At 70.7% G+C, this 18,025-nt stretch carries 17 protein-coding genes; 10 read left to right on the top strand and 7 right to left on the bottom strand.

The window, feature by feature from the left end:
* Positions 1-3 precede the first annotated feature (3 nt).
* From ACWIHT_RS29965 to ACWIHT_RS29940, 6 genes are all read left to right on the top strand, one after another.
* Positions 4-315, top strand: coding sequence for an urease subunit beta (locus tag ACWIHT_RS29965; protein ID WP_403658642.1), 312 nt, complete (start codon positions 4-6; stop codon positions 313-315).
* Positions 308-2,029 (top strand): urease subunit alpha, encoded by a 1,722-nt coding sequence (locus tag ACWIHT_RS29960; protein ID WP_456171406.1) that lies wholly within the window; start codon positions 308-310, stop codon positions 2,027-2,029. The genes ACWIHT_RS29965 and ACWIHT_RS29960 overlap by 8 nt, the downstream gene beginning before the upstream one ends.
* Positions 2,029-2,703, top strand: coding sequence for an urease accessory protein UreF (locus ACWIHT_RS29955; RefSeq protein ID WP_456171405.1), 675 nt, complete (start codon positions 2,029-2,031; stop codon positions 2,701-2,703). The genes ACWIHT_RS29960 and ACWIHT_RS29955 overlap by 1 nt, the downstream gene beginning before the upstream one ends.
* 172 nt (positions 2,704-2,875) lie before the next feature.
* On the top strand, positions 2,876-3,553 hold the full coding sequence (gene ureG / locus ACWIHT_RS29950; protein ID WP_456171404.1) for an urease accessory protein UreG: 678 nt from the start codon (positions 2,876-2,878) through the stop codon (positions 3,551-3,553).
* Positions 3,541-4,308 (top strand): urease accessory protein UreD, encoded by a 768-nt coding sequence (locus ACWIHT_RS29945; protein ID WP_456171403.1) that lies wholly within the window; start codon positions 3,541-3,543, stop codon positions 4,306-4,308. The genes ureG and ACWIHT_RS29945 overlap by 13 nt, the downstream gene beginning before the upstream one ends.
* 134 nt (positions 4,309-4,442) lie before the next feature.
* The gene (locus ACWIHT_RS29940; RefSeq protein ID WP_456171402.1) at positions 4,443-6,050 is read left to right on the top strand and encodes an alpha/beta hydrolase; all 1,608 of its coding nucleotides are present in this window, start codon (positions 4,443-4,445) and stop codon (positions 6,048-6,050) included.
* Positions 6,051-6,128: 78 nt separating this feature from the next.
* Here the strand turns inward: ACWIHT_RS29940 and ACWIHT_RS29935 are convergent, their stop codons facing one another.
* From ACWIHT_RS29935 to ACWIHT_RS29920, 4 genes are all read right to left on the bottom strand, one after another.
* Positions 6,129-6,848, bottom strand: a complete 720-nt coding sequence (locus ACWIHT_RS29935; protein WP_456171401.1) for a lysophospholipid acyltransferase family protein — start codon at positions 6,846-6,848, stop codon at positions 6,129-6,131.
* Between the two features lie 204 nt (positions 6,849-7,052).
* Entirely contained in the window at positions 7,053-8,930 is a 1,878-nt protein-coding gene (locus ACWIHT_RS29930; protein ID WP_456171400.1) for a phospholipase C, read from the bottom strand.
* Positions 8,931-9,103: 173 nt separating this feature from the next.
* Entirely contained in the window at positions 9,104-10,321 is a 1,218-nt protein-coding gene (gene efeB / locus ACWIHT_RS29925; RefSeq protein WP_456171399.1) for an iron uptake transporter deferrochelatase/peroxidase subunit, read from the bottom strand.
* Positions 10,318-11,577, bottom strand: coding sequence for an EfeM/EfeO family lipoprotein (locus ACWIHT_RS29920; protein ID WP_456171398.1), 1,260 nt, complete (start codon positions 11,575-11,577; stop codon positions 10,318-10,320). The genes efeB and ACWIHT_RS29920 overlap by 4 nt, the downstream gene beginning before the upstream one ends.
* Positions 11,578-12,093: 516 nt before the next feature.
* On the opposite strand from ACWIHT_RS29920, the gene ACWIHT_RS29915 reads away from it, so the two are divergent.
* The gene (locus ACWIHT_RS29915; RefSeq protein ID WP_262059821.1) at positions 12,094-12,351 is read left to right on the top strand and encodes a hypothetical protein; all 258 of its coding nucleotides are present in this window, start codon (positions 12,094-12,096) and stop codon (positions 12,349-12,351) included.
* A gap of 50 nt (positions 12,352-12,401) precedes the next feature.
* On the opposite strand, the gene rocD is transcribed toward ACWIHT_RS29915, so the two are convergent.
* The 3 genes from rocD to ACWIHT_RS29900 all read right to left on the bottom strand — a co-directional run bounded on the left by rocD (position 12,402) and on the right by ACWIHT_RS29900 (position 15,076).
* Entirely contained in the window at positions 12,402-13,640 is a 1,239-nt protein-coding gene (gene rocD / locus ACWIHT_RS29910; protein WP_456171397.1) for an ornithine--oxo-acid transaminase, read from the bottom strand.
* Positions 13,637-14,449: a dimethylargininase gene (ddaH, locus tag ACWIHT_RS29905; RefSeq protein WP_456171396.1), complete on the bottom strand. Its 813-nt coding sequence runs from the start codon at positions 14,447-14,449 to the stop codon at positions 13,637-13,639. Before ddaH ends, rocD begins: the two co-directional genes overlap by 4 nt.
* Positions 14,450-14,572: 123 nt before the next feature.
* Positions 14,573-15,076 carry an Lrp/AsnC family transcriptional regulator gene (locus tag ACWIHT_RS29900; RefSeq protein WP_200713092.1) on the bottom strand — a complete coding sequence of 168 codons (504 nt, stop codon included), beginning with the start codon at positions 15,074-15,076 and terminating at the stop codon, positions 14,573-14,575.
* Between the two features lie 77 nt (positions 15,077-15,153).
* Between ACWIHT_RS29900 and ACWIHT_RS29895 the strand changes: the two genes are divergently transcribed.
* Genes ACWIHT_RS29895 through ACWIHT_RS29885 form a run of 3 tightly spaced genes read left to right on the top strand, consistent with a single transcriptional unit; the run spans position 15,154 to position 17,983 of the window.
* Positions 15,154-15,903 carry a LytR/AlgR family response regulator transcription factor gene (locus tag ACWIHT_RS29895; protein WP_456171395.1) on the top strand — a complete coding sequence of 250 codons (750 nt, stop codon included), beginning with the start codon at positions 15,154-15,156 and terminating at the stop codon, positions 15,901-15,903.
* A gap of 2 nt (positions 15,904-15,905) precedes the next feature.
* Positions 15,906-16,265 (top strand): hypothetical protein, encoded by a 360-nt coding sequence (locus ACWIHT_RS29890; protein WP_200713093.1) that lies wholly within the window; start codon positions 15,906-15,908, stop codon positions 16,263-16,265.
* A 5-nt stretch (positions 16,266-16,270) separates the two neighbouring features.
* Positions 16,271-17,983 carry a sodium/solute symporter gene (locus tag ACWIHT_RS29885; RefSeq protein ID WP_456171394.1) on the top strand — a complete coding sequence of 571 codons (1,713 nt, stop codon included), beginning with the start codon at positions 16,271-16,273 and terminating at the stop codon, positions 17,981-17,983.
* Positions 17,984-18,025 lie beyond the last annotated feature (42 nt).

Here is an 18,025-nt window from a genome sequence, read left to right as displayed (position 1 = left end):
TCGATGATTCCCGGCGAGATCCTGTTCGCGGACGACCCGATCGTCTACAACGCGGGCCGCGAGGTCACCGCGATGACCGTCCTCAACGCAGCCGACCGGCCCGTCCAGGTCGGCTCCCACTACCACTTCGCCGAGGCCAACCCCGGGCTCGAATTCGACCGCGCCGCCGCACGCGGCAAGCGGCTCAACGTCGCCGCCGGTACGGCCGTGCGCTTCGAGCCGGGGATCCCCGTCGACGTCGAACTCGTCCCGCTGGCCGGCGCCCGTGTCGTGCCCGGACTGCGCGGGGAGACCGGAGGTGCCCTCGATGCCTGAGATCTCCCGCGCCGCGTACGCGGACCTGTTCGGGCCGACCACCGGCGACCGCATCCGGCTCGCCGACACCGACCTCCTGATCGAGATCGAGGAGGACCGCTCCGGCGGTCCCGGACTCGCCGGTGACGAGGCCGTGTTCGGCGGCGGCAAGGTCATCCGCGAGTCGATGGGCCAGGCCCGTGCCACGCGCGCCGAGGGCACCCCCGACACCGTCATCACCGGCGCCGTCATCATCGACCACTGGGGCATCGTCAAGGCCGACGTCGGCATCCGCGACGGCCGGATCACCGGCATCGGCAAGGCCGGCAACCCCGACACCATGGACGGCATCCACCCCGACCTGGTGATCGGCCCCGAGACCGAGGTCATCGCGGGCAACGGACGCATCCTCACGGCCGGTGCCGTCGACGCGCACGTCCACTTCATCTGCCCGCAGATCGCCGACGAGGCGCTCTCCGCCGGAGTCACCACGCTGGTGGGTGGCGGCACCGGTCCTGCCGAGGGATCCAAGGCGACCACGGTCACCCCCGGCCCCTGGCACCTGGCCCGGATGATGGCGGCGATGGAGCAGTACCCGCTCAACATCGGCTTCCTCGGCAAGGGCAACACCGTCTCGCACGACGCGATGCTGTCCCAGATCCGAGGAGGAGCACTGGGACTGAAGCTGCACGAGGACTGGGGCTCGACCCCGGCCGTCATCGACGCCTCGCTCACCGTCGCCGACCGCACGGGCGTCCAAGTCGCCATCCACACCGACACGTTGAACGAGGCCGGGTTCGTCGGCGACACCCTCGCCGCCATCGCCGGACGCGGCATCCACGCCTACCACACCGAGGGTGCGGGCGGCGGGCACGCGCCCGACATCATGACCGTGGTCTCCGAGCCGCACGTCCTGCCCAGCTCCACCAACCCGACCCGGCCCTACACCGTCAACACCGCCGAGGAACACCTCGACATGCTGATGGTCTGCCACCACCTCAACCCGGCCGTCCCCGAGGACCTGGCCTTCGCCGAGTCCCGCATCCGCCCCTCGACGATCGGCGCGGAGGACATCCTCCACGACCTCGGCGCCATCTCGATCATCTCCTCCGACGCGCAGGCCATGGGGCGCGTGGGCGAGGTGATCCTGCGGACCTGGCAGACGGCGCATGTGATGAAGCGGCGGCGGGGGGCGCTGCCGGGCGACGGGCGCGCGGACAACCATCGCGTACGGCGCTATGTCGCCAAGTACACGATCAACCCCGCCCTCGCGCAGGGCCTCGCCCGCGAGATCGGCTCCGTCGAGACCGGCAAGCTCGCCGACCTCGTGCTGTGGGAACCGGCGTTCTTCGGCGTCAAGCCGCACCTCGTCATCAAGGGCGGGCAGATCGCCTACGCGCAGATGGGCGACGCGAACGCGTCCATCCCGACTCCGCAGCCGATCCTGCCCCGGCCGATGTTCGGGGCGATCGGGCGGGCTCCCGCTTCCAACTCCTTCAACTTCGTCGCGCCGTTGGCGATCGAGGACGGGCTGCCCGAACGGCTCGACCTCGGCAAGAAGTTCGTCGCCATCGAGTCCACCCGTGGGGTCACCAAGGCCGACATGCGCGAGAACGATGCCCGGCCGCGCGTCCAGGTCGATCCCGACAGCTTTGCCGTGCACATCGACGGGGAGTTGGTCGAGGCGACTCCGGCCGCTGAACTGCCCATGGCCCAGCGGTACTTCCTCTTCTGATGTCCAGGGGAGCATTGTTGGTCCTCGCCGACGGGCGCTTTCCCGCCGGTGGGCACGCGCACTCCGGCGGGGCGGAGGCGGCCGTCAAGGCCGGGCGGGTCACCGGGGCGGCGAGCCTCGGGGACTTCTGCCGGGGGCGGCTGTACACGGCTGGGGTCGTGTCCGCCTCGCTGGCCGCCGCTGCCGTACTCGGCGTCGATCCTGTGGAGTTGGATGCGGCCGCTGATGCGCGGACGCCGTCGCCCGCGTTGCGGACCGCCGCGCGGAAGCTCGGGCGGCAGTTGACGCGGGCCGCGCGGGCAACCTGGCCGTCGGGTGAACTCGACGCGCTGGCGCGGGAGTTCCCCAAGGGGGCGCATCAGCCTGTGGTGTTGGGGCTGGTCGCTCGGGCGGCCGGGCTCGGGGCGGAGGACGCGGCGTACTGCGCGGCCTACGAGAGTGTGAGTGGGCCCGCGTCCGCGACGGTGCGGTTGCTGAGTCTTGATCCGTTCGACGCTACGGCTGTGCTGGCGCGGTTGGCGCCGGAGTTGGACCTTGTCGTCGATCGGGCGGTGGAGGCGGCTGGGCGTGTGGTGGAGCACGGGGTCGGTGAACTGCCTTGTGCGTCTGCGCCGTTGCTGGAGATCGGGGCGGAGGCGCATGCCGCTTGGGCTGTTCGGTTGTTCGCGTCGTAGGGGGTTTCTCGCCCCCGCCGCCCCTACCCGTCCCGTCACCAGGGGGCTCTGCCCCCTGGACCCCCGGTCGGCCTGGACGGCCTCGTCCTCAAACGCCGGACGGGCTGGATGGTGCCGGCCCGGGTCATGAGATCCCCCAAAGTCCCGTAGGAAACCAGAAGGAGCCGCACTCATGCACCTCGACCACACCCACGACGGCCCCGTCGCCGTCAGTGCCGACGCTCACCGGCCCGACGGGAACCGGCGTGCGCTGCGTATCGGGCTCGGTGGGCCCGTCGGTTCCGGTAAGACCGCTACCGTCGCCGCGCTGTGCCGGGCCCTGCGGGACGAGTTGTCCCTCGCTGTCGTCACCAACGACATCTACACCCGGGAGGACGCCGAATTCCTGTTGCGGGAGGCCGTGTTGCCGCCCGAGCGGATCACCGCCGTGGAGACGGGGGCCTGTCCGCACACGGCGATCCGGGACGACATCTCCGCCAACCTCGAAGCGGTGGAAGACCTGGAGGACGAGGTCGGGCCGTTGGATCTGATCCTTGTCGAGTCCGGTGGGGACAATCTCACCGCGACCTTCTCCAAGGGGCTCGTCGACGCGCAGATCTTCGTGATCGACGTCGCCGGCGGGGACGACATCCCGCGCAAGGGCGGGCCCGGGGTCACGACCGCCGATCTGCTCGTCGTCAACAAGACCGACCTCGCGCCGTACGTGGGGTCCGACCTCGGGCGGATGGCCGCCGACGCGAAGGCGCAGCGGGCCGAACTGCCCGTCGTCTTCCAGTCGTTGCGGACCGAGGCGGGGGTTGGGGATGTCGCCCGCTGGGTGCGGCAGCAGCTTGCCGCGTGGGCGGCGTGATCGCGACCGGCGTTCGGGCCACCGCGCGGATCGTGGCCCGGGAGGACGGGCGTGGCGGCACCGCGCTGCCCGTGCTGGAGGGGGACGGGCCGCTCGCGCTGCGCCGGGTCCGGGCGAGTGGTGCGGAGGCCCGGGTCATGCTCGTGGGGGCGATGAGCGGGCCGTTGGGAGGGGATCACTTCGGCGTCGAGGCCCAGGTGGAGAGTGGAGCGCGGTTGCGGGTCGGGTCGGCCGCCGCCACCATCGCGCTGCCGGGGCAGGCGAAGGGCGAGTCGCGGTACGACGTGCGGATCGACGTCGGCGAGGGCGGTGAACTGGAGTGGCTGCCCGAGCAGTTGATCTCCGTGTGCGGCAGCGATCTGCGGGTCACCACGCGTGTCGACCTCGCCGCCTCCGCCCGGCTGGTGCTGCGCGAGGAGCAGGTGCTCGGGCGGGCCGGTGAGGAACCCGGGCGGCTCACCAGCCGGCTCACGCTGCGGATCGCCGGACGGACCGTGCTGGACCAGGAGTTGGCCTGCGGCCCCGGAGCACCGGGCGGCTGGGACGGGCCCGCCGTCCTCGCGGGACATCGCGCGGTGGGTCAACTCGTCGTCGTACGGCCGGAGTTCACCCTGGAGCCGCCTGTGGCGCGGATGCTGGGGGAGGGTGCCGCGCTGGCGCCGTTGGCCGGGCCCGCCGTGCTGGTGACGGCTGTCGCGGCCGACGGGCTGCGGCTGCGCCGGGTGCTGGACGAGGCGTTGGTCTCGCTGGGATGAGTATCCGCTGAGCGGTACGTGAGTTTCCGCTTATCGGATTGGTAAAGAAGGTCAACAGCCCCTGTCCTCAGACACCTCACAGCCGGGAGGATCCCCCGAGACCATTTCGCAACTATGTACGGGGAGGGGCCCACTTGAGGTTCATCAGACCGAGGAGCCGCGTCACGGCGTTCGGCTCGGCCGGGTTCGCCGCGGCGGCTCTGATAGCCGGTGCCGTGGCCGCGCCCACGGCCAACGCGCAGACCAATCTGGCGGCGAGCCACGGACAGGACAGTGCGGCCAAGGGCGCCGCGCTCACCGCCGCCCGCGCCGCGAAGGCCGGGATCGACTGGCAGGACTGCCCCACCGCGTGGGGCTTCGCGAAGCCGGTCCAGTGCGGCTGGGTCACCGTGCCGATCGACTACACCAAGCCCAACGGCAAGAAGATCAAGCTCGCCGTCGACCGCGCGGTCAGCACCGGCACCGCGGCGGAGCGCCAGGGCGCGCTCGTCTACAACCCCGGTGGTCCCGGCGCCTCCGGTATGCGCTTCCCGCTCCGGGTCACCACCAAGAACCCGCTGTGGGTCAACACGTCCAAGGCGTACGACTTCGTGGGCTTCGACCCGCGCGGTGTCGGCCACTCGGCGCCCATCTCCTGCATCGACCCGCAGGAGTTCGTGAAGGCGCCCAAGGCGGACCCGGTACCGGACTCCACGGCCGACAAGAACGCGCAGCGCAAGCTGGCCCGTGAGTACGCCGACGGCTGCGCCGAGCGCACCGGCCGCACCATGCTCGCGCAGATGACCACGCCGAACACCGCGCGCGACCTCGACGTCATCCGCGCCGCCCTCGGCGAGAAGAAGCTCAACTACCTGGGCGTCTCCTACGGCACCTACCTCGGCGCCGTCTACGGCACCCTGTTCCCGAGCCACGTCCGCCGGATGATCGTCGACAGCGTCGTCAACCCGGCGCGCGACAACATCTGGTACGAGGCCAACCTCGGCCAGGACGTCGCCTTCGAGGGCCGCTGGAAGGACTGGGAGGACTGGGTCGCGAAGAACGACGCGGCCTTCCACCTCGGCACCACGCGCGACGCCGTACAGGCCAAGTGGCTGCAACTGCGCGCCACCGCCAAGAAGAGCCCGCTCGGCGGGGTCGTCGGTCCGGCCGAGCTGCTCGGCTTCTTCCAGGGCGCCCCGTACTACGACTCCTCGTGGGTGCCGGTCGCCACCGCGTTCAGCAAGTACGTCGCCGGTGACCCCCAGCCGCTGATCGACGCGGCCTCGCCCGACCTGTCGGACACCGCGGGCAACATCAGCTCGGAGAACGGCAACGCCGTCTACACGGCCGTCGAGTGCACCGACGCCAAGTGGCCGACCAGCTGGGCGAAGTGGGACAAGGACAACACCGCGCTCAACAAGAAGTACCCGTTCCTGACCTGGGCCAACGCCTGGATGAACCTGCCGTGCGCCACCTGGCCCGTCAAGCAGCAGTCCCCGGTCGAGGTCAAGACCGGCAAGGGTCTGCCGCCGGTGCTCATCGTGCAGTCGCAGCGTGACGCCGCGACGCCGTACGAGGGCGCCGTCGTACTGCACCAGCGCTTCAAGGGCTCCCGCCTGATCACCGAGAAGGACGCGGGCTCCCACGGTGTGACCGGTCTGGTCAACCCGTGCATCAACTCCCGTGTGGACACCTACCTGTTGACCGGGAAGCTGGACAAGTCCGACGTGACGTGCACCCCGCACGCGACGCCGGTGCCGTAACCAGCGGTATTCGTAAATGACTTGGGGCGGTCGGTTCGCAACCGGCCGCCCCTTGGCGTGTCTTGCGCTTGCTGAACCTCAACTCAGCGGCAGGCGCGGGAACTTGCGTTCCTTCGTGGCAGCCGCCTGTTCCGCCTTGGCGACGGCCGCGTACTGGTCGACGTACTCCTGCTCGGAGAGCATCAGGATCGCGTACATGATCTCGTCGGTGACGGCGCGCAGGATGGCCTTCTCGTTCTCCATGCCTTCGTAGCGGGAGAAGTCGAGGGGCTTGCCGAAGCGGATGGTCACCGGGTGGAGGTTCGGGATGACCTTGCCGGGCGGCTGGGCCTCGAAGGTGCCGATCATCGCGCAGGGGATGACGGGCACACGGGCCTGCAACGCCATGGACGCGACGCCGACCTTGCCCTTGTAGAGGCGGCCGTCGTGGGAGCGGGTGCCCTCCGGGTAGATGCCGAGCAGCTCGCCCTTGCTCAGGACGCCCAGGCCCTCGCGGATGGCGGCCTGGCCCGCCTCCTTGCCGGAGCGGTCGACCGGGATCTGGCCCGCGCTGCGGAAGAAGGTCGCGGTGAGGCGGCCCCTGATGCCGGGGCCGGTGAAGTACTCGGCCTTGGCGAGGAAGGTGATCCGGCGCTTGAGGACCGCGGGCATCAGGAAGTGGTCCGAGAACGAGAGGTGGTTGCCGGCGACGATCGCCGGGCCCGACTCCGGTATGTGGTCGAGGCCCTCGATACGGGGCCGGAAGACGAGTCTGAGCAGGGGCCCCAGAATGACGTATTTCAGGAGGTAGTAGAACAAAGGGGGGTCGCTCCTCACTCCGGCGGGTCGGCTCGACCGATCTGTTCTCGCAGGTCACCCGGCATCTCGTGGCTGCCAGTGTAGAGGCAGGCGCCGTCGCGTGGAACCGGTCGCGATCAGCCCGCCGCCGACACGGCCGAGGGCGGCGAGAAGGACCTCCTCGCCGCCCTCGGGACGGAACAACTACCCCCGGTCCGCCGGGAGTTACACGGACGCCGTGCGCGCCCTGCGGCGGTACAGCGCGAACGCGGTGGTCGCGCCCGCGGCGGTGACGAGCCCCGCGCCGATCGCGATCGCGGGCGTGTTGGAGGCGGTTCCGCTGGCGGCGACGTTCTGCGCCTTCAGGTCCTGGACGTACGCCGGGTACGGGGCCGTGGTGGCCGTCGACGACGTCTGGGAGTAGTGCGGGATCCGCTTGACCGACTGCACCGAGCCGTTCGTGTTCAGCAGCACCTGCTTGTCGTTCGGGTGCTTGAAGTCGAACATGCCGCCCAGGGTGCCCGCCCGCTGGTCGAAGGACGCGTCACCGATCCGGCCGGTGTGCCAGTTGTGCTCGATGAACTGGGTGATCGACGCCTGCTCGGTGGGCGTGTGGTCGATCTTGTTGACCTTGCTGTACGGCGAGATGACCAGCAGCGGCTGCCGGGTGCCGGGGCCGCAGCGGTCCGCGTAGCCGCTCTTCGCCGCCGGGCCGGACTGGCAGGCCGGGCTGTCGGTGGCCTTGCCGTTCGAGCCGACCGTCGAGTCCGTGGAGCCGTTGAGCACCTTGGAGGTCACGTGGTCGTACCAGCCGTCGGAGTCGTCGTAGGCGATGACGACCGCCGTCGACTTCCACTCCGGCGACTTCTGGATCGCGTTGATCTCCTTGATCAGGAAGTTCTGCTCGTCGGCCGGGTCCGAGTAGCCGGCGTGCCCGTCCTGGTACTCGGCCGCCTTCAGGAAGCTCACCGCGGGAAGGTTGTTGGCCTTCAGCGCCGCGTCGAAGTCCGTGAGGTCGTAGTTGTGGTTCGCCCGGCCGTTGTGCCCGATCTCGGCGACCGACTTCGGCGCCAGGTGGTGCGGGTTCGACGTCGACTTGTAGTACTGGAAGGGCGAGTGGTGCGGGCTGTAGTCCTCGGAGGCCGCGCCGCCCACGTTGGTGTGCGTGGTGCCCGCACACTTCGCGTAGTTGCCACTCGTGCCGTCCCACGCGGTGCTCGGCCGGAAGCCGCCCTGGAACCAACCCCAGGTCACACCCTTGTTGTTGAGCAGGTCACCGATGTTCTTGCCCTGCATCACCGCGAGCGCGCTGGTCGAGGTGTGGTCCTTGTCCGAGCAGTCGTCGAAGGCCGGGTCGGGGTCGTTGATGACCGTGCCGACGCCCTTGGCGTTCGGGGAGACCACGGCGTACGAGTCCGGAGTCGTCGTCTGCTTCGGATTCTCGGTGCCGGAGGCCGGGTCGACCGAGATCACGCCGTGCGTCTGACCGGAGATCAGGTTCAGGGCGCCGGGCGTGGAGGGTCCGAAGGTTGAGCTGAAGGAGTGGTCGTTCAGTGCGAACTGCTGGGCGTAGTTCCACATGCCCGTGACGGTGTTGCCGTCGTAGTAGTCCATCACCAGACCGGGCTCACCGAACAGGCCGGTGCACTTGTTGACCTCGGTGTTCTCGACGTACTTGTCGGCCTTGCCGCCGTCGGCCGCGTACTGCTCGGGGCCGTAGGAGTGGTTCTGGTCGCAGGTCATCACCTGCGAACTGCTCAGCCGGGTGGGCGTGTAGAGGTTCGGGTTCTGCTTCAGCAGCCCGGCGTTGAGCAGGTTGTCGGCCTTCGGCGTGTGGGCCGCGGCCTTGAACTTCGTGCCGTCCGTGTTGGCGGCCTGCGGGTAGGTGGCGAAGTAGTGGTCGAACGAGATGTTCTCGTCGTAGAGGACGACCACGTGCTTGATCGGCGTCGACGTGTGCGTGCTGCCCGAGGGCCGGTGGCCGTTCGAGGCCGCGGACGCGGGGAACGCCCCGCCCGCGGTGGCCAGGGCCGCGGCGCCCAGCAGGGCGCCCACGCGTGTCAACCGGCGCCGTGCGCCTGGGGTTCTTCCTTTGCCGATCATGCTGTCTCGCCTTCCGGGAGCAGTGGTTCCGTGCTCACGCCGTCCGTGGCCGTGGCGCCTACGGCCGAATCCTGGGCAATCGTGACGGCGGGGCGGGGGAGCGGCAATGTCGCGGGAGCGAACGCCCGGTCAGGAAATTCTCATGGTCTGTTGGCCCGTTCTTGACCCTGCTCTCAGGCCAGCAGGCCGCGGCCCAGCCAGTCGGCGCTGTCGCGGACCCCGGGCAGCGCGAAGAAGTAGCCACCGCCGTACGGCGAGACGTAGTCGACCAGCGGTTCACCGGCCAGCCGCTCCTGGACCTTCGCGAACTGCCGTGCCAGGTCCTGCTGGTAGCAGCAGAACAGCAGCCCCATGTCGAGGTTGCCGTTGCTGTCCATGCCCCGGTCGTAGTTGTAGCCCCGGCGCAGGATCCGCTGGTCGGCGCTCTGCGTGGTGCGCGGGTTGGCGAGCCGGATGTGGCTGTCCAGCGGGATCACATCGCCCTGCGGGTCCTGCGCGAAGTTCGGCGTGTCCTTCTCGTGCCGCCCGTCCAGCGGGGCGCCGGTGTCCCGGGCGCGGCCGAACATCCGCTCCTGCTCGGTGATGGAGACCCGGTCCCAGAACTCCACCAACATCCTTATCAGGCGTACGACTTGATAGCTGCCGCCGGTCGCCCACTCCGGTTCGCCACTGCTACCGCCCACCCACACCAGGTCGTTCATCGCACGGGCGTCGGTCACCTCCGGGTTGGCGATGCCGTCCTTGAAGCCGAGGTGGTTGCGCGGGGTGCCCGAGGGGCGCGGCGGGCTGATGAACCCGTCCGTCCGCCAACGGACTTGGAGACCGCCCCGGGTGTGCCGGGTGACATCGCGCAGGGCGTGCAGCACGGTGTCGGAGGTGTCGGCGCAGAACTGCACGCTCAGATCGCCGTGGCACCAGGCGGAGTCGAGGTCGTCGTCGGGGAAGGCGGGCATCGCGGTCAGCCTGCGGGGTGCCTGCTTCGCGAGCCCGTAGCGGTCGTCGAAGAGCGAGGCGCCGACACCGACCGTGACGCTCAGCCGGTCGGCCGGGAGGTCCGGGCCCAGGGTGCCGGAGTCGGCGGGCGGCGCGGTGATGCCCAGGTCCTGCGGACTGCCGCCGGAGGTCAGGAAACGCGCCCGCTCGGTCAACGTCCGCAGCAGGTCGGTGAGTTCGGCCCGGTTCTCGGCGGTCGTGTCGAAGGAGACGAACGCCGTGGCACGCTGCGCCGGGGTGATGATCCCCGCCTGGTGGAGCCCGTGGAAGGGCACGCGCGTACTGGCCTCCGCCGCGGCCGACGCCGTACCCCGGTCCGCGGCCACCAGACCGGCACCGGCCACGGCCGCCGCGCTCGCCAGGAACCCCCGGCGGCCCACCTCGTTCACGCGCTTCACGCGGTCCTCCGTACGTCCGTGAGGGCGGCCACATCGGCCAGCCGCTCCACCAGTCCACCGAGGTCGGAGTCGACCTTCTCCCTTTGCGGACGGGTGAGTTGAGCCAACGATGTCCACTTCCCGGAGTGGTCGAAGCCGTCCAGGGTGTGCTGCGCCCGGTCCATCCAGTCGCCGAGTTCGGCATAGCCCGCGTCCCGGGTCTTCAGCAGCGGGCCCAGATAGCCGAGCAGTACGCGGGTGCCGTCGAGGTTGGCGCGGGCGGTGGCCAGGTTGGTTCCGCTGCCGTAGTCGGTGCGGCCGGTCAGCTCGAACTGCACGGTGTTCTCCAGGATTTCGTGCGCGCGCAGACCGGTGTCGGCCGGGTCCATCCGCTGGGCTGGCCAGCCGCTCTCCAACGCGTGGACGTCCTTGGCGAGTTGATCGGCGGGACCGCGCAACTCGTTCGCCGGCTCGCCGTGCCACAGCCCGTACTCGACCCGGTGGAACCCGGTGAACCCGGCGTCGCGCACCCCGCCGGAGAGCCCGGCCGTGGTGCCGTTGATCGCCCCGTCGGAGTCACCGAACGTGCCGTAGGCGGCGCCCATCCGCTCGTAGACGAGATGCGCGGGCAGCCACGCCTTTCGGGCCGCCGCGAGATCACCGCGATCGACGGCGGCCCGCAACACGTCCGTCTTCTGGGCCAGTTCGACGGTCCGGCCCTGGATCCACTTCTGATAGGCGAGCGTCGGCGGGATCAGCTCCTGCTGGGTGATCGGCACGGCCGCCGGTCCGCTCCTCACCTTCGACCCGGTGATCCGCACGGTGGGGCCGGTCACGGCGTCGGCGTCGTCGGGCAGACACTTGAAGGCGTACGAACCGTTCCCCAGGGTCACCCCGAGCGGCCGTACCGTCCCCGGCGCCAGGCCCTCGACCTCGCCGTAGACCGCGCCGGTCGCCGGATCGGTGAGATAGACCTCGGCCGCCGTGCTCGACGTGTTGTGCAGCTCGAAGACCTGGTGTCCGGCCCGCGGATGCGTCCAGCCGCTCCCGCAGCCGGAGGTCGCGACCTCGACGGTGGTGCGCGGCAGCCCGCTGACGGCGGTCGCCTTCCCGTCCGAGCCGGACCCCCGGGCCGCCAGCACACCGCCCACCACGGCCGCGACGGCGACCAGGGCACCGGCCGCGAGAAGGACGGTACGACGATGTCCCGCGGCGGGAGCGGGTTCTGTCCGGCCGGGTTCTGTTTCGGCTTCGGCGCCGCGCGCGGTTCCGGGCACGCCGGGCCTCCAGGGGGAGTCGTACGAAAGGTGGCGGTACCAGCGATCTTAGGAGGGCGTCACGGCCCCCACCGCGTCCCTTGACCCTGTTCTGACCGGAGGGCGGGCGAGAATTCGCCCGGGGTTCACCCGGTCGTCCGTGAGCACCACGGTCCGCTGCGGGGCGCTGCACGGTGGGCTACGGCTACGGCTACGGCTACGGCTACGGCTGCGCCAGGCGCCGGGGCGGTCGGCCAGAGGCAACGCCATGGCCATGGCCGAGGCCGGTCTGCTGCACGCGGCGCACGCGGTGCCAGGGCGTGGGCAGGCGGCTCGCTGCGGCGTCCTTCGCCAGGATCGGCCCGGAGCCATGACCATGGCCGGCGCAAACCGGCAGCGCCTGGAGAGGCGGCGACACGACCGCACCCCGCCCCTCGGCCGGACGGGTGCCGCCAGCCGGTCTCCGGGAACAACCCGGGCCCGTTCCGCGCTGCTCCTGGTACCTCGCCGGGTATTCAGAGAAGGGTCGTGGACGACATGATTCGGTCAGGGCAGGAGCCGCTCCCGCCGTCGGGTGAAGCGCCGTTGGTGACCACGTGCGGTCGGCAGGTCGCGGTGAAGCGGCTGCTGCTGGCGCTCCCAGAGCGGCCGATCACCCGGGTCACCCTGGACGTGGGCCCGGTCGTGCGCGGCGAGCCCGGACTCTGGGCCTCCCTGACCGTCGACGAGGCCCGTGACCTGGCGCGTCGACTGCTCGCGCAGGCGGCCCTGGCCGACACCCCCACGGACACGTAGGGGTCGGTGGTCGGACCGGCGTCCCCGCGCCGGTCCAACCACCCGTCACCTCACGCCCCTTGCGTCAGCACCCTCTCCAACGCGCCCACCGCGGACCGGAGTTCGTCCGCCGTGATGGTCAGCGGCGGGGCCAGCCGGATCGTGGAGCCGTGGGTGTCCTTGGCCAACACCCCCTCGCGCATGAGGCGTTCACTGATCTCGCGGCCGGTGCCGATGGCCGGGTCGACGTCGACGCCCGCCCAGAGGCCCCGGGAGCGGAAACCGACCACACCCTTGCCGACCAGCTCGGTCAGACCGTCCCGCAGGACCACGCCCAACTCGGCGGCCCTGCGCTGGAATTCGCCGGTCTCCAGGAGTTCGACGACCGCCGTGCCGACCGCCGCGGCGAGGGGGTTCCCGCCGAACGTCGACCCGTGCTCGCCCGGGTGCAGCACCCCCAGCACCTCGCGCCGCGCGACCACCGCCGACACCGGCACGATGCCGCCGCCGAGCGCCTTGCCCAGCAGCAGTACGTCCGGGACGACACCCTCGTGCTCGACGGCGAGGGTGCGGCCGGTGCGGCCGAGGCCCGACTGGATCTCGTCCGCGATGAACAAGCAGCCCTTGCGGGTGGTGAGTTCACGCACACCGGCCAGATAGCCCGCGTCCGGGATGATCACCCCGGCCTCGCCCTGGATGGGCTCGATCAGCACCGCCGCCGTCGTCTCGTCGACCGCCGCCTCCAGCGCGGCCAGGTCGTTGTACGGCACGATCCGGAAGCCCGGAGTGAAGGGACCGAAGCCCGCCCGCGCCGACTCGTCGGTGGAGAAGCTCACGATCGTCGTCGTACGGCCGTGGAAGTTCTCCGCCGCGACGACGATCGTGGCCCGGTCGGCGGGGACGCCCTTCACGTCGTAGGCCCATTTGCGGGCCACCTTGATGCCGCTCTCGACCGCCTCCGCGCCCGTGTTCATCGGGAGCACCATGTCGAGGCCGGTCAACTCCGCGAGCCGTTCGGCGAATTCGGCCAGCTTGTCGTTGTGGAAGGCGCGGGAGGTGAGCGTCAGCCGGTCGAGCTGGCGGTGCGCGGCCTCGATCAACGCGGGGTGGCGGTGGCCGAAGTTGAGGGCCGAGTAGCCCGCGAGCATGTCGAGGTAGCGGCGGCCCTCGACGTCCTCCACCCAGGTGCCCTCGGCGCGGGCGACGACCACGGGCAGCGGGTGGTAGTTGTGCGCGAGGACCGGCTCCTCGGCGCGGATCAGGTCGGCCGACGTACGGGCACTGGCGGGTTCACGGGTGGGCGCGGTCATGAGCGGATCTCCTGGGTGCAGCACTTGATGCCGCCGCCGGCCTTGTGGAACTCCGACAGGTCGACGGGGACGGGGACGTAGCCGTGTGCGGCGAGGCGCGAGGCCAGCGCCTCGGCCTGGGGCGCGATGAAGACGTGCAGACCGTCCGAGACGGAGTTGAGGCCCCACGACATCGCGTCCTCACGGGTCGCGAGCACCGCGTCCGGGAACAGCCGGGCGAGCACCTCACGGCTGCCCGGGGAGAACGCCTCCGGGTAGTAGCAGACGTTGTCCTCGTCGAGGACGAACAGCGCCGTGTCCAGGTGGTAGAAGTACGGGTCGACCAGCGTCAGGCTGATCACCGGGACGCCGAAGAACTCCTGCACCTCGCGATGGGCCTCGCGGGTCGTACGGAACCCGGTGCCGGCCAGCACATAGCGGCCGGTCGGGATCAGATCGCCCTCGCCCTCGCTCACCGACTCGGGGCGGTGGACGTCGTAGCCCGCCGCCTTGAACCACATGTCGTAGTGGTCGGACTCGGGGCGCCGCTCGGGCGCGTGGAAGAGCGAGCCGAAGACACGGCCCTCGACGACGACCGCCGAGTTCGCGGCGAAGACCATGTCCGGGAGGCCGGGCGCCGGGGGCACGGTCTCCACGCTGTGGCCGTGCTCGCGGTAGGTGTCGATCAGCGTCCGCCACTGGTCCTGGGCGAGATCGACGTCCACCTGGGCATCGGGATGCATCCAGGGGTTGATCGCGTACTGCACGGCGAAGTGTCTGGGTTCGCAGACGAGAAAGCGCCGCCGGCGCCGCACACGGGTGTCGGGCACAGAGGGGTCCCTCCGCTTCCTGTGGTGTCGACTGGGGTTGACACCAAGGTAGGAAGAGACCAATACGTGCGACAAGCGATGAAGGCTGCGTGTCCGCGCAGGAATGCTGCGTCTTTGGCGGGGTCAGCGCAGGTCTGATGCGTCGCCCGGCGCGGGGTGGGTGGCGCCCGCTTCCGGGCTTTCCGGGAGGAGGTGGGACAGCACCATCACACTGATCGTCTTCCGGATGAACGGCTCCTGCCGGATCCGCTCCAGGACCTCCTCGAAATGGTCCACATCGGTGGCCCGCACATGCAGCAGCGCGTCCGCGCCGCCGGTCACCGTCATCGCCGCGGTGATCTCCGGATGGTTGCGCACCACCTCCGCGAGCCGTCTGGGGGGCGCGGCGCCCTCGCAGTACACCTCCACGTACGCCTCCGTGCGCCAGCCCAGCGCGGACGGCTGCACGGTCGCCGTGAACCCGGTGATCACACCCGTCTCCCGCAGCCGGTCCACCCGCCGTTTCACGGCCGTCGCGGACAGCCCGATCGCCGCGCCGATCTCGGCGAAGCTGGTCCTGGCGTTCGCCATCAGCGCGTTGATGATCTTCCGGTCGAGCTCGTCGAACGGGGTGGTCCTGCTGTTCATGTCCGCACTGTATCCAGCGTGTACGTCCACGCCCGGCACATGTCCAGGCGTACGAATTCCTCCTACACTCCACGTTCATGCTGCGCGCCCTCGCCGTCGACGACGAACGCCCCTCGCTGGAGGAGTTGCTCTATCTGCTGAACGCCGATCCACGCATCGGCAGCGCGGAGGGCGCGGGCGACGCGACCGAGGCGCTGCGCCGCATCAACAGGGCCCTGGAATCAGGCCCGGACGGCCCGGAGGCGATCGATGTCGTGTTCCTCGACATCCAGATGCCCGGCCTCGACGGACTCGACCTGGCACGGCTGTTGACGGGTTTCGCGCAGCCGCCGCTCGTCGTGTTCGTCACCGCGCACGAGGACTTCGCCGTACAGGCCTTCGATCTCAAGGCAGTTGACTACGTGCTGAAGCCCGTCCGCAAGGAACGGCTCGCCGAAGCCGTGCGCCGGGCCGCCGAACTCGGCGGCGCCGCACCGCGGATACCCGTGCACGAACCCGACCCCGACCACATCGTCGTCGAACTCGGCGGTGTCACCCGCTTCGTGGCCGTCGACGACATCACCCACGTCGAGGCACAAGGCGACTACGCCCGGCTCCACACCGACCGCGGCAGCCATCTCGTCCGCATCCCGGTGTCCACCCTCGAAGACCGCTGGCGCTCGCGCGGCTTCGTGCGCATCCACCGCCGCCATCTCGTCGCCCTGCGCCACATCGGCGAACTCCGCCTGGACGCGGGCACGGTGAGCGTCCTGGTCGGCGGCGAGGAACTCCAGGTCAGCCGCCGCCACACCCGCGAACTGCGCGACCTGCTGATGCGGAGGTCCTGACGGTGCCTCAAGAACCCACCGAACGCAGGGTCGTCGTCACCGGCCCGCCCCGCCGCACCCGGCGCGCCTCCGGCTACTCCCGCCCCCGCACCGAGATCGACGAACAGACCACCCTCGGCCACACCTACGTCCGCTCCCTCATGCGCACCCAACTCCGCGCCGCCCTCACGGTGTTCGCGATCCTCGTCCTCCTGGTGGGCCCGCTGCCCCTGGTGTTCGCGGCCACCCCGGACTCCCGCCGCCTCGAATGGCTGGTCCTCGGCTTCTGCCTCTACGCCCCGCTCGTCCTGCTCGCCCTCTGGTACGTGCGCCGCGCCGAACGCAACGAACGCGACTTCGTGCGCCTCGTAGAGGACCGCTGAGGCGCGTGAACTCCAGCTATGCCGTACCGGCGGTCGCCCTCGTCGTCGTGGCCACCGTCCTCGTCGGCGCCTTCGGCCTGCGCATCTCCCGCACCACCTCCGACTTCTACGTCGCCTCCCGCACCGTCGGCCCCCGCCTCAACGCGGCCGCCATCAGCGGCGAATACCTCTCCGCCGCGTCCTTCCTCGGCATCGCGGGCCTGGTCCTCGTGCAGGGCCCCGACATGCTCTGGTACCCGGTCGGCTACACCGCCGGATACCTGGTCCTGCTGCTCTTCGTCGCCGCCCCGCTGCGCCGCTCCGGCGCCTACACCCTCCCCGACTTCGCCGAGGCCCGGCTCGCCTCGCACGCCGTACGACGCCTCGCGGGCGCCTTCGTCGTCGGGGTCGGCTGGCTGTACCTGCTGCCCCAACTCCAGGGCGCGGGGCTGACGTTGACAGTCCTCACCGGCGCCCCCGACTCGCTCGGCGGGCTGATCGTCGCCGTCGTGGTCGTCGCGACCGTCGCCGCCGGTGGAATGCGCAGCATCACCTTCGTGCAGGCCTTCCAGTACTGGCTCAAGCTCACCGCACTGCTCGTCCCCGCCCTCTTCCTGGTGCTCGCCTGGCAGAGCGACGGAGCGCCCCGGCACGCCTTCGAGGAACCGGCCGCCTTTCGCGAACAGCGCGTCGTCCGCGTCGACGACACCCTCGACCTCAAACTCGACCACCCCCTGACCGTCACGGTGAACGGCACGGTCGACGGCCGACGCCACCGTGCCGAGCGGCTCCAACTCCCCACCGGCACCCACCACATCGGAGCCGGTACCCGCCTCACCTTCGCCAAGGGCGCCACGGTCCCGGTCGCCGACCGCGGCACCAACGGCGGCATGTCGACGTCCCTGGCCGCCAGCCGCGAGGAACGCCCGCTGTACGCGACGTACGGCCTCATCCTCGCCACCTTCCTCGGCACCATGGGCCTGCCGCACGTCGTGGTCCGCTTCTACACCAGCCCGCACGGAGTCGCCGCCCGCCGCACCACGGTCGCCGTCCTCGGCCTCATCGGCGCCTTCTACCTCCTGCCGCCCGTCTACGGCGCCCTCGGTCGCCTCTACACCCCCGAACTCACCATCACCGGCGACGCCGACGCGGCCGTACTCCTGCTGCCCGACCGCATGATCGGCGGTGTCGGCGGCGATCTGCTCGGCGCGCTGGTCGCGGGCGGCGCCTTCGCCGCGTTCCTGTCCACCGCGTCCGGACTGACCATGGCCGTCGCGGGCGTCCTCACCCAGGACGTCCTCCCGTCGCGCGGAGTACGGCACTTCAGGCTCGGCACGGTCCTCGCCATGGTCGTCCCGTTGGCGGCGAGTGTCATGGTCGGGGGGCTGCCCGTCGCCGACGCCGTGGGACTCGCTTTCGCCGTATCGGCGTCCTCCTTCTGCCCGTTGCTGGTCCTCGGCATCTGGTGGACGCGGCTCACCCCGCCCGGTGCGGCGGCCGGGATGTTGGTCGGCGGCGGCTCGGCGTTCGTCGCCGTGGCCGCGACCATGGCGGGGTTCCCCGGGACCGGCTCCCTGCACGCCCTGCTCGCCTGGCCCGCGCTCTGGTCGGTACCGCTGGGCTTCCTCACGATGGTGCTGGTGTCCCTGGCCACCCCGGGCCGGGTGCCGACGGGCACGGCGGCGATCCTGGCGCGCTTCCATCTGCCGGAGGAACTGCGGGCGGAGGTGAAGGCGTGAACACCCTTCATGGGGACACCCTTTACGTGACGGAGGCGGGCG

This window comes from Streptomyces sp. NPDC002276 (assembly GCF_053891435.1).
The sequence above is the reverse complement of the archived record's forward strand: the minus strand, read 5'-3'. Positions and strand labels throughout refer to the sequence as shown.

What these genes read in the sequence shown, in the direction of transcription:
- ACWIHT_RS29930 (WP_456171400.1), bottom strand. Translation starts at nt 8,930, where the DNA reads ATGATCGGCAAAGGAAGAACCCCAGGCGCACGGCGCCGGTTGACACGC.
- rocD (WP_456171397.1), bottom strand. Translation starts at nt 13,640, where the DNA reads ATGACCGCGCCCACCCGTGAACCCGCCAGTGCCCGTACGTCGGCCGAC.
- ACWIHT_RS29960 (WP_456171406.1), top strand. Translation starts at nt 308, where the DNA reads ATGCCTGAGATCTCCCGCGCCGCGTACGCGGACCTGTTCGGGCCGACC.
- ACWIHT_RS29955 (WP_456171405.1), top strand. Translation starts at nt 2,029, where the DNA reads ATGTCCAGGGGAGCATTGTTGGTCCTCGCCGACGGGCGCTTTCCCGCC.
- ACWIHT_RS29900 (WP_200713092.1), bottom strand. Translation starts at nt 15,076, where the DNA reads ATGAACAGCAGGACCACCCCGTTCGACGAGCTCGACCGGAAGATCATC.
- ureG (WP_456171404.1), top strand. Translation starts at nt 2,876, where the DNA reads ATGCACCTCGACCACACCCACGACGGCCCCGTCGCCGTCAGTGCCGAC.
- ACWIHT_RS29965 (WP_403658642.1), top strand. Translation starts at nt 4, where the DNA reads ATGATTCCCGGCGAGATCCTGTTCGCGGACGACCCGATCGTCTACAAC.
- ACWIHT_RS29915 (WP_262059821.1), top strand. Translation starts at nt 12,094, where the DNA reads ATGATTCGGTCAGGGCAGGAGCCGCTCCCGCCGTCGGGTGAAGCGCCG.
- ACWIHT_RS29895 (WP_456171395.1), top strand. Translation starts at nt 15,154, where the DNA reads ATGCTGCGCGCCCTCGCCGTCGACGACGAACGCCCCTCGCTGGAGGAG.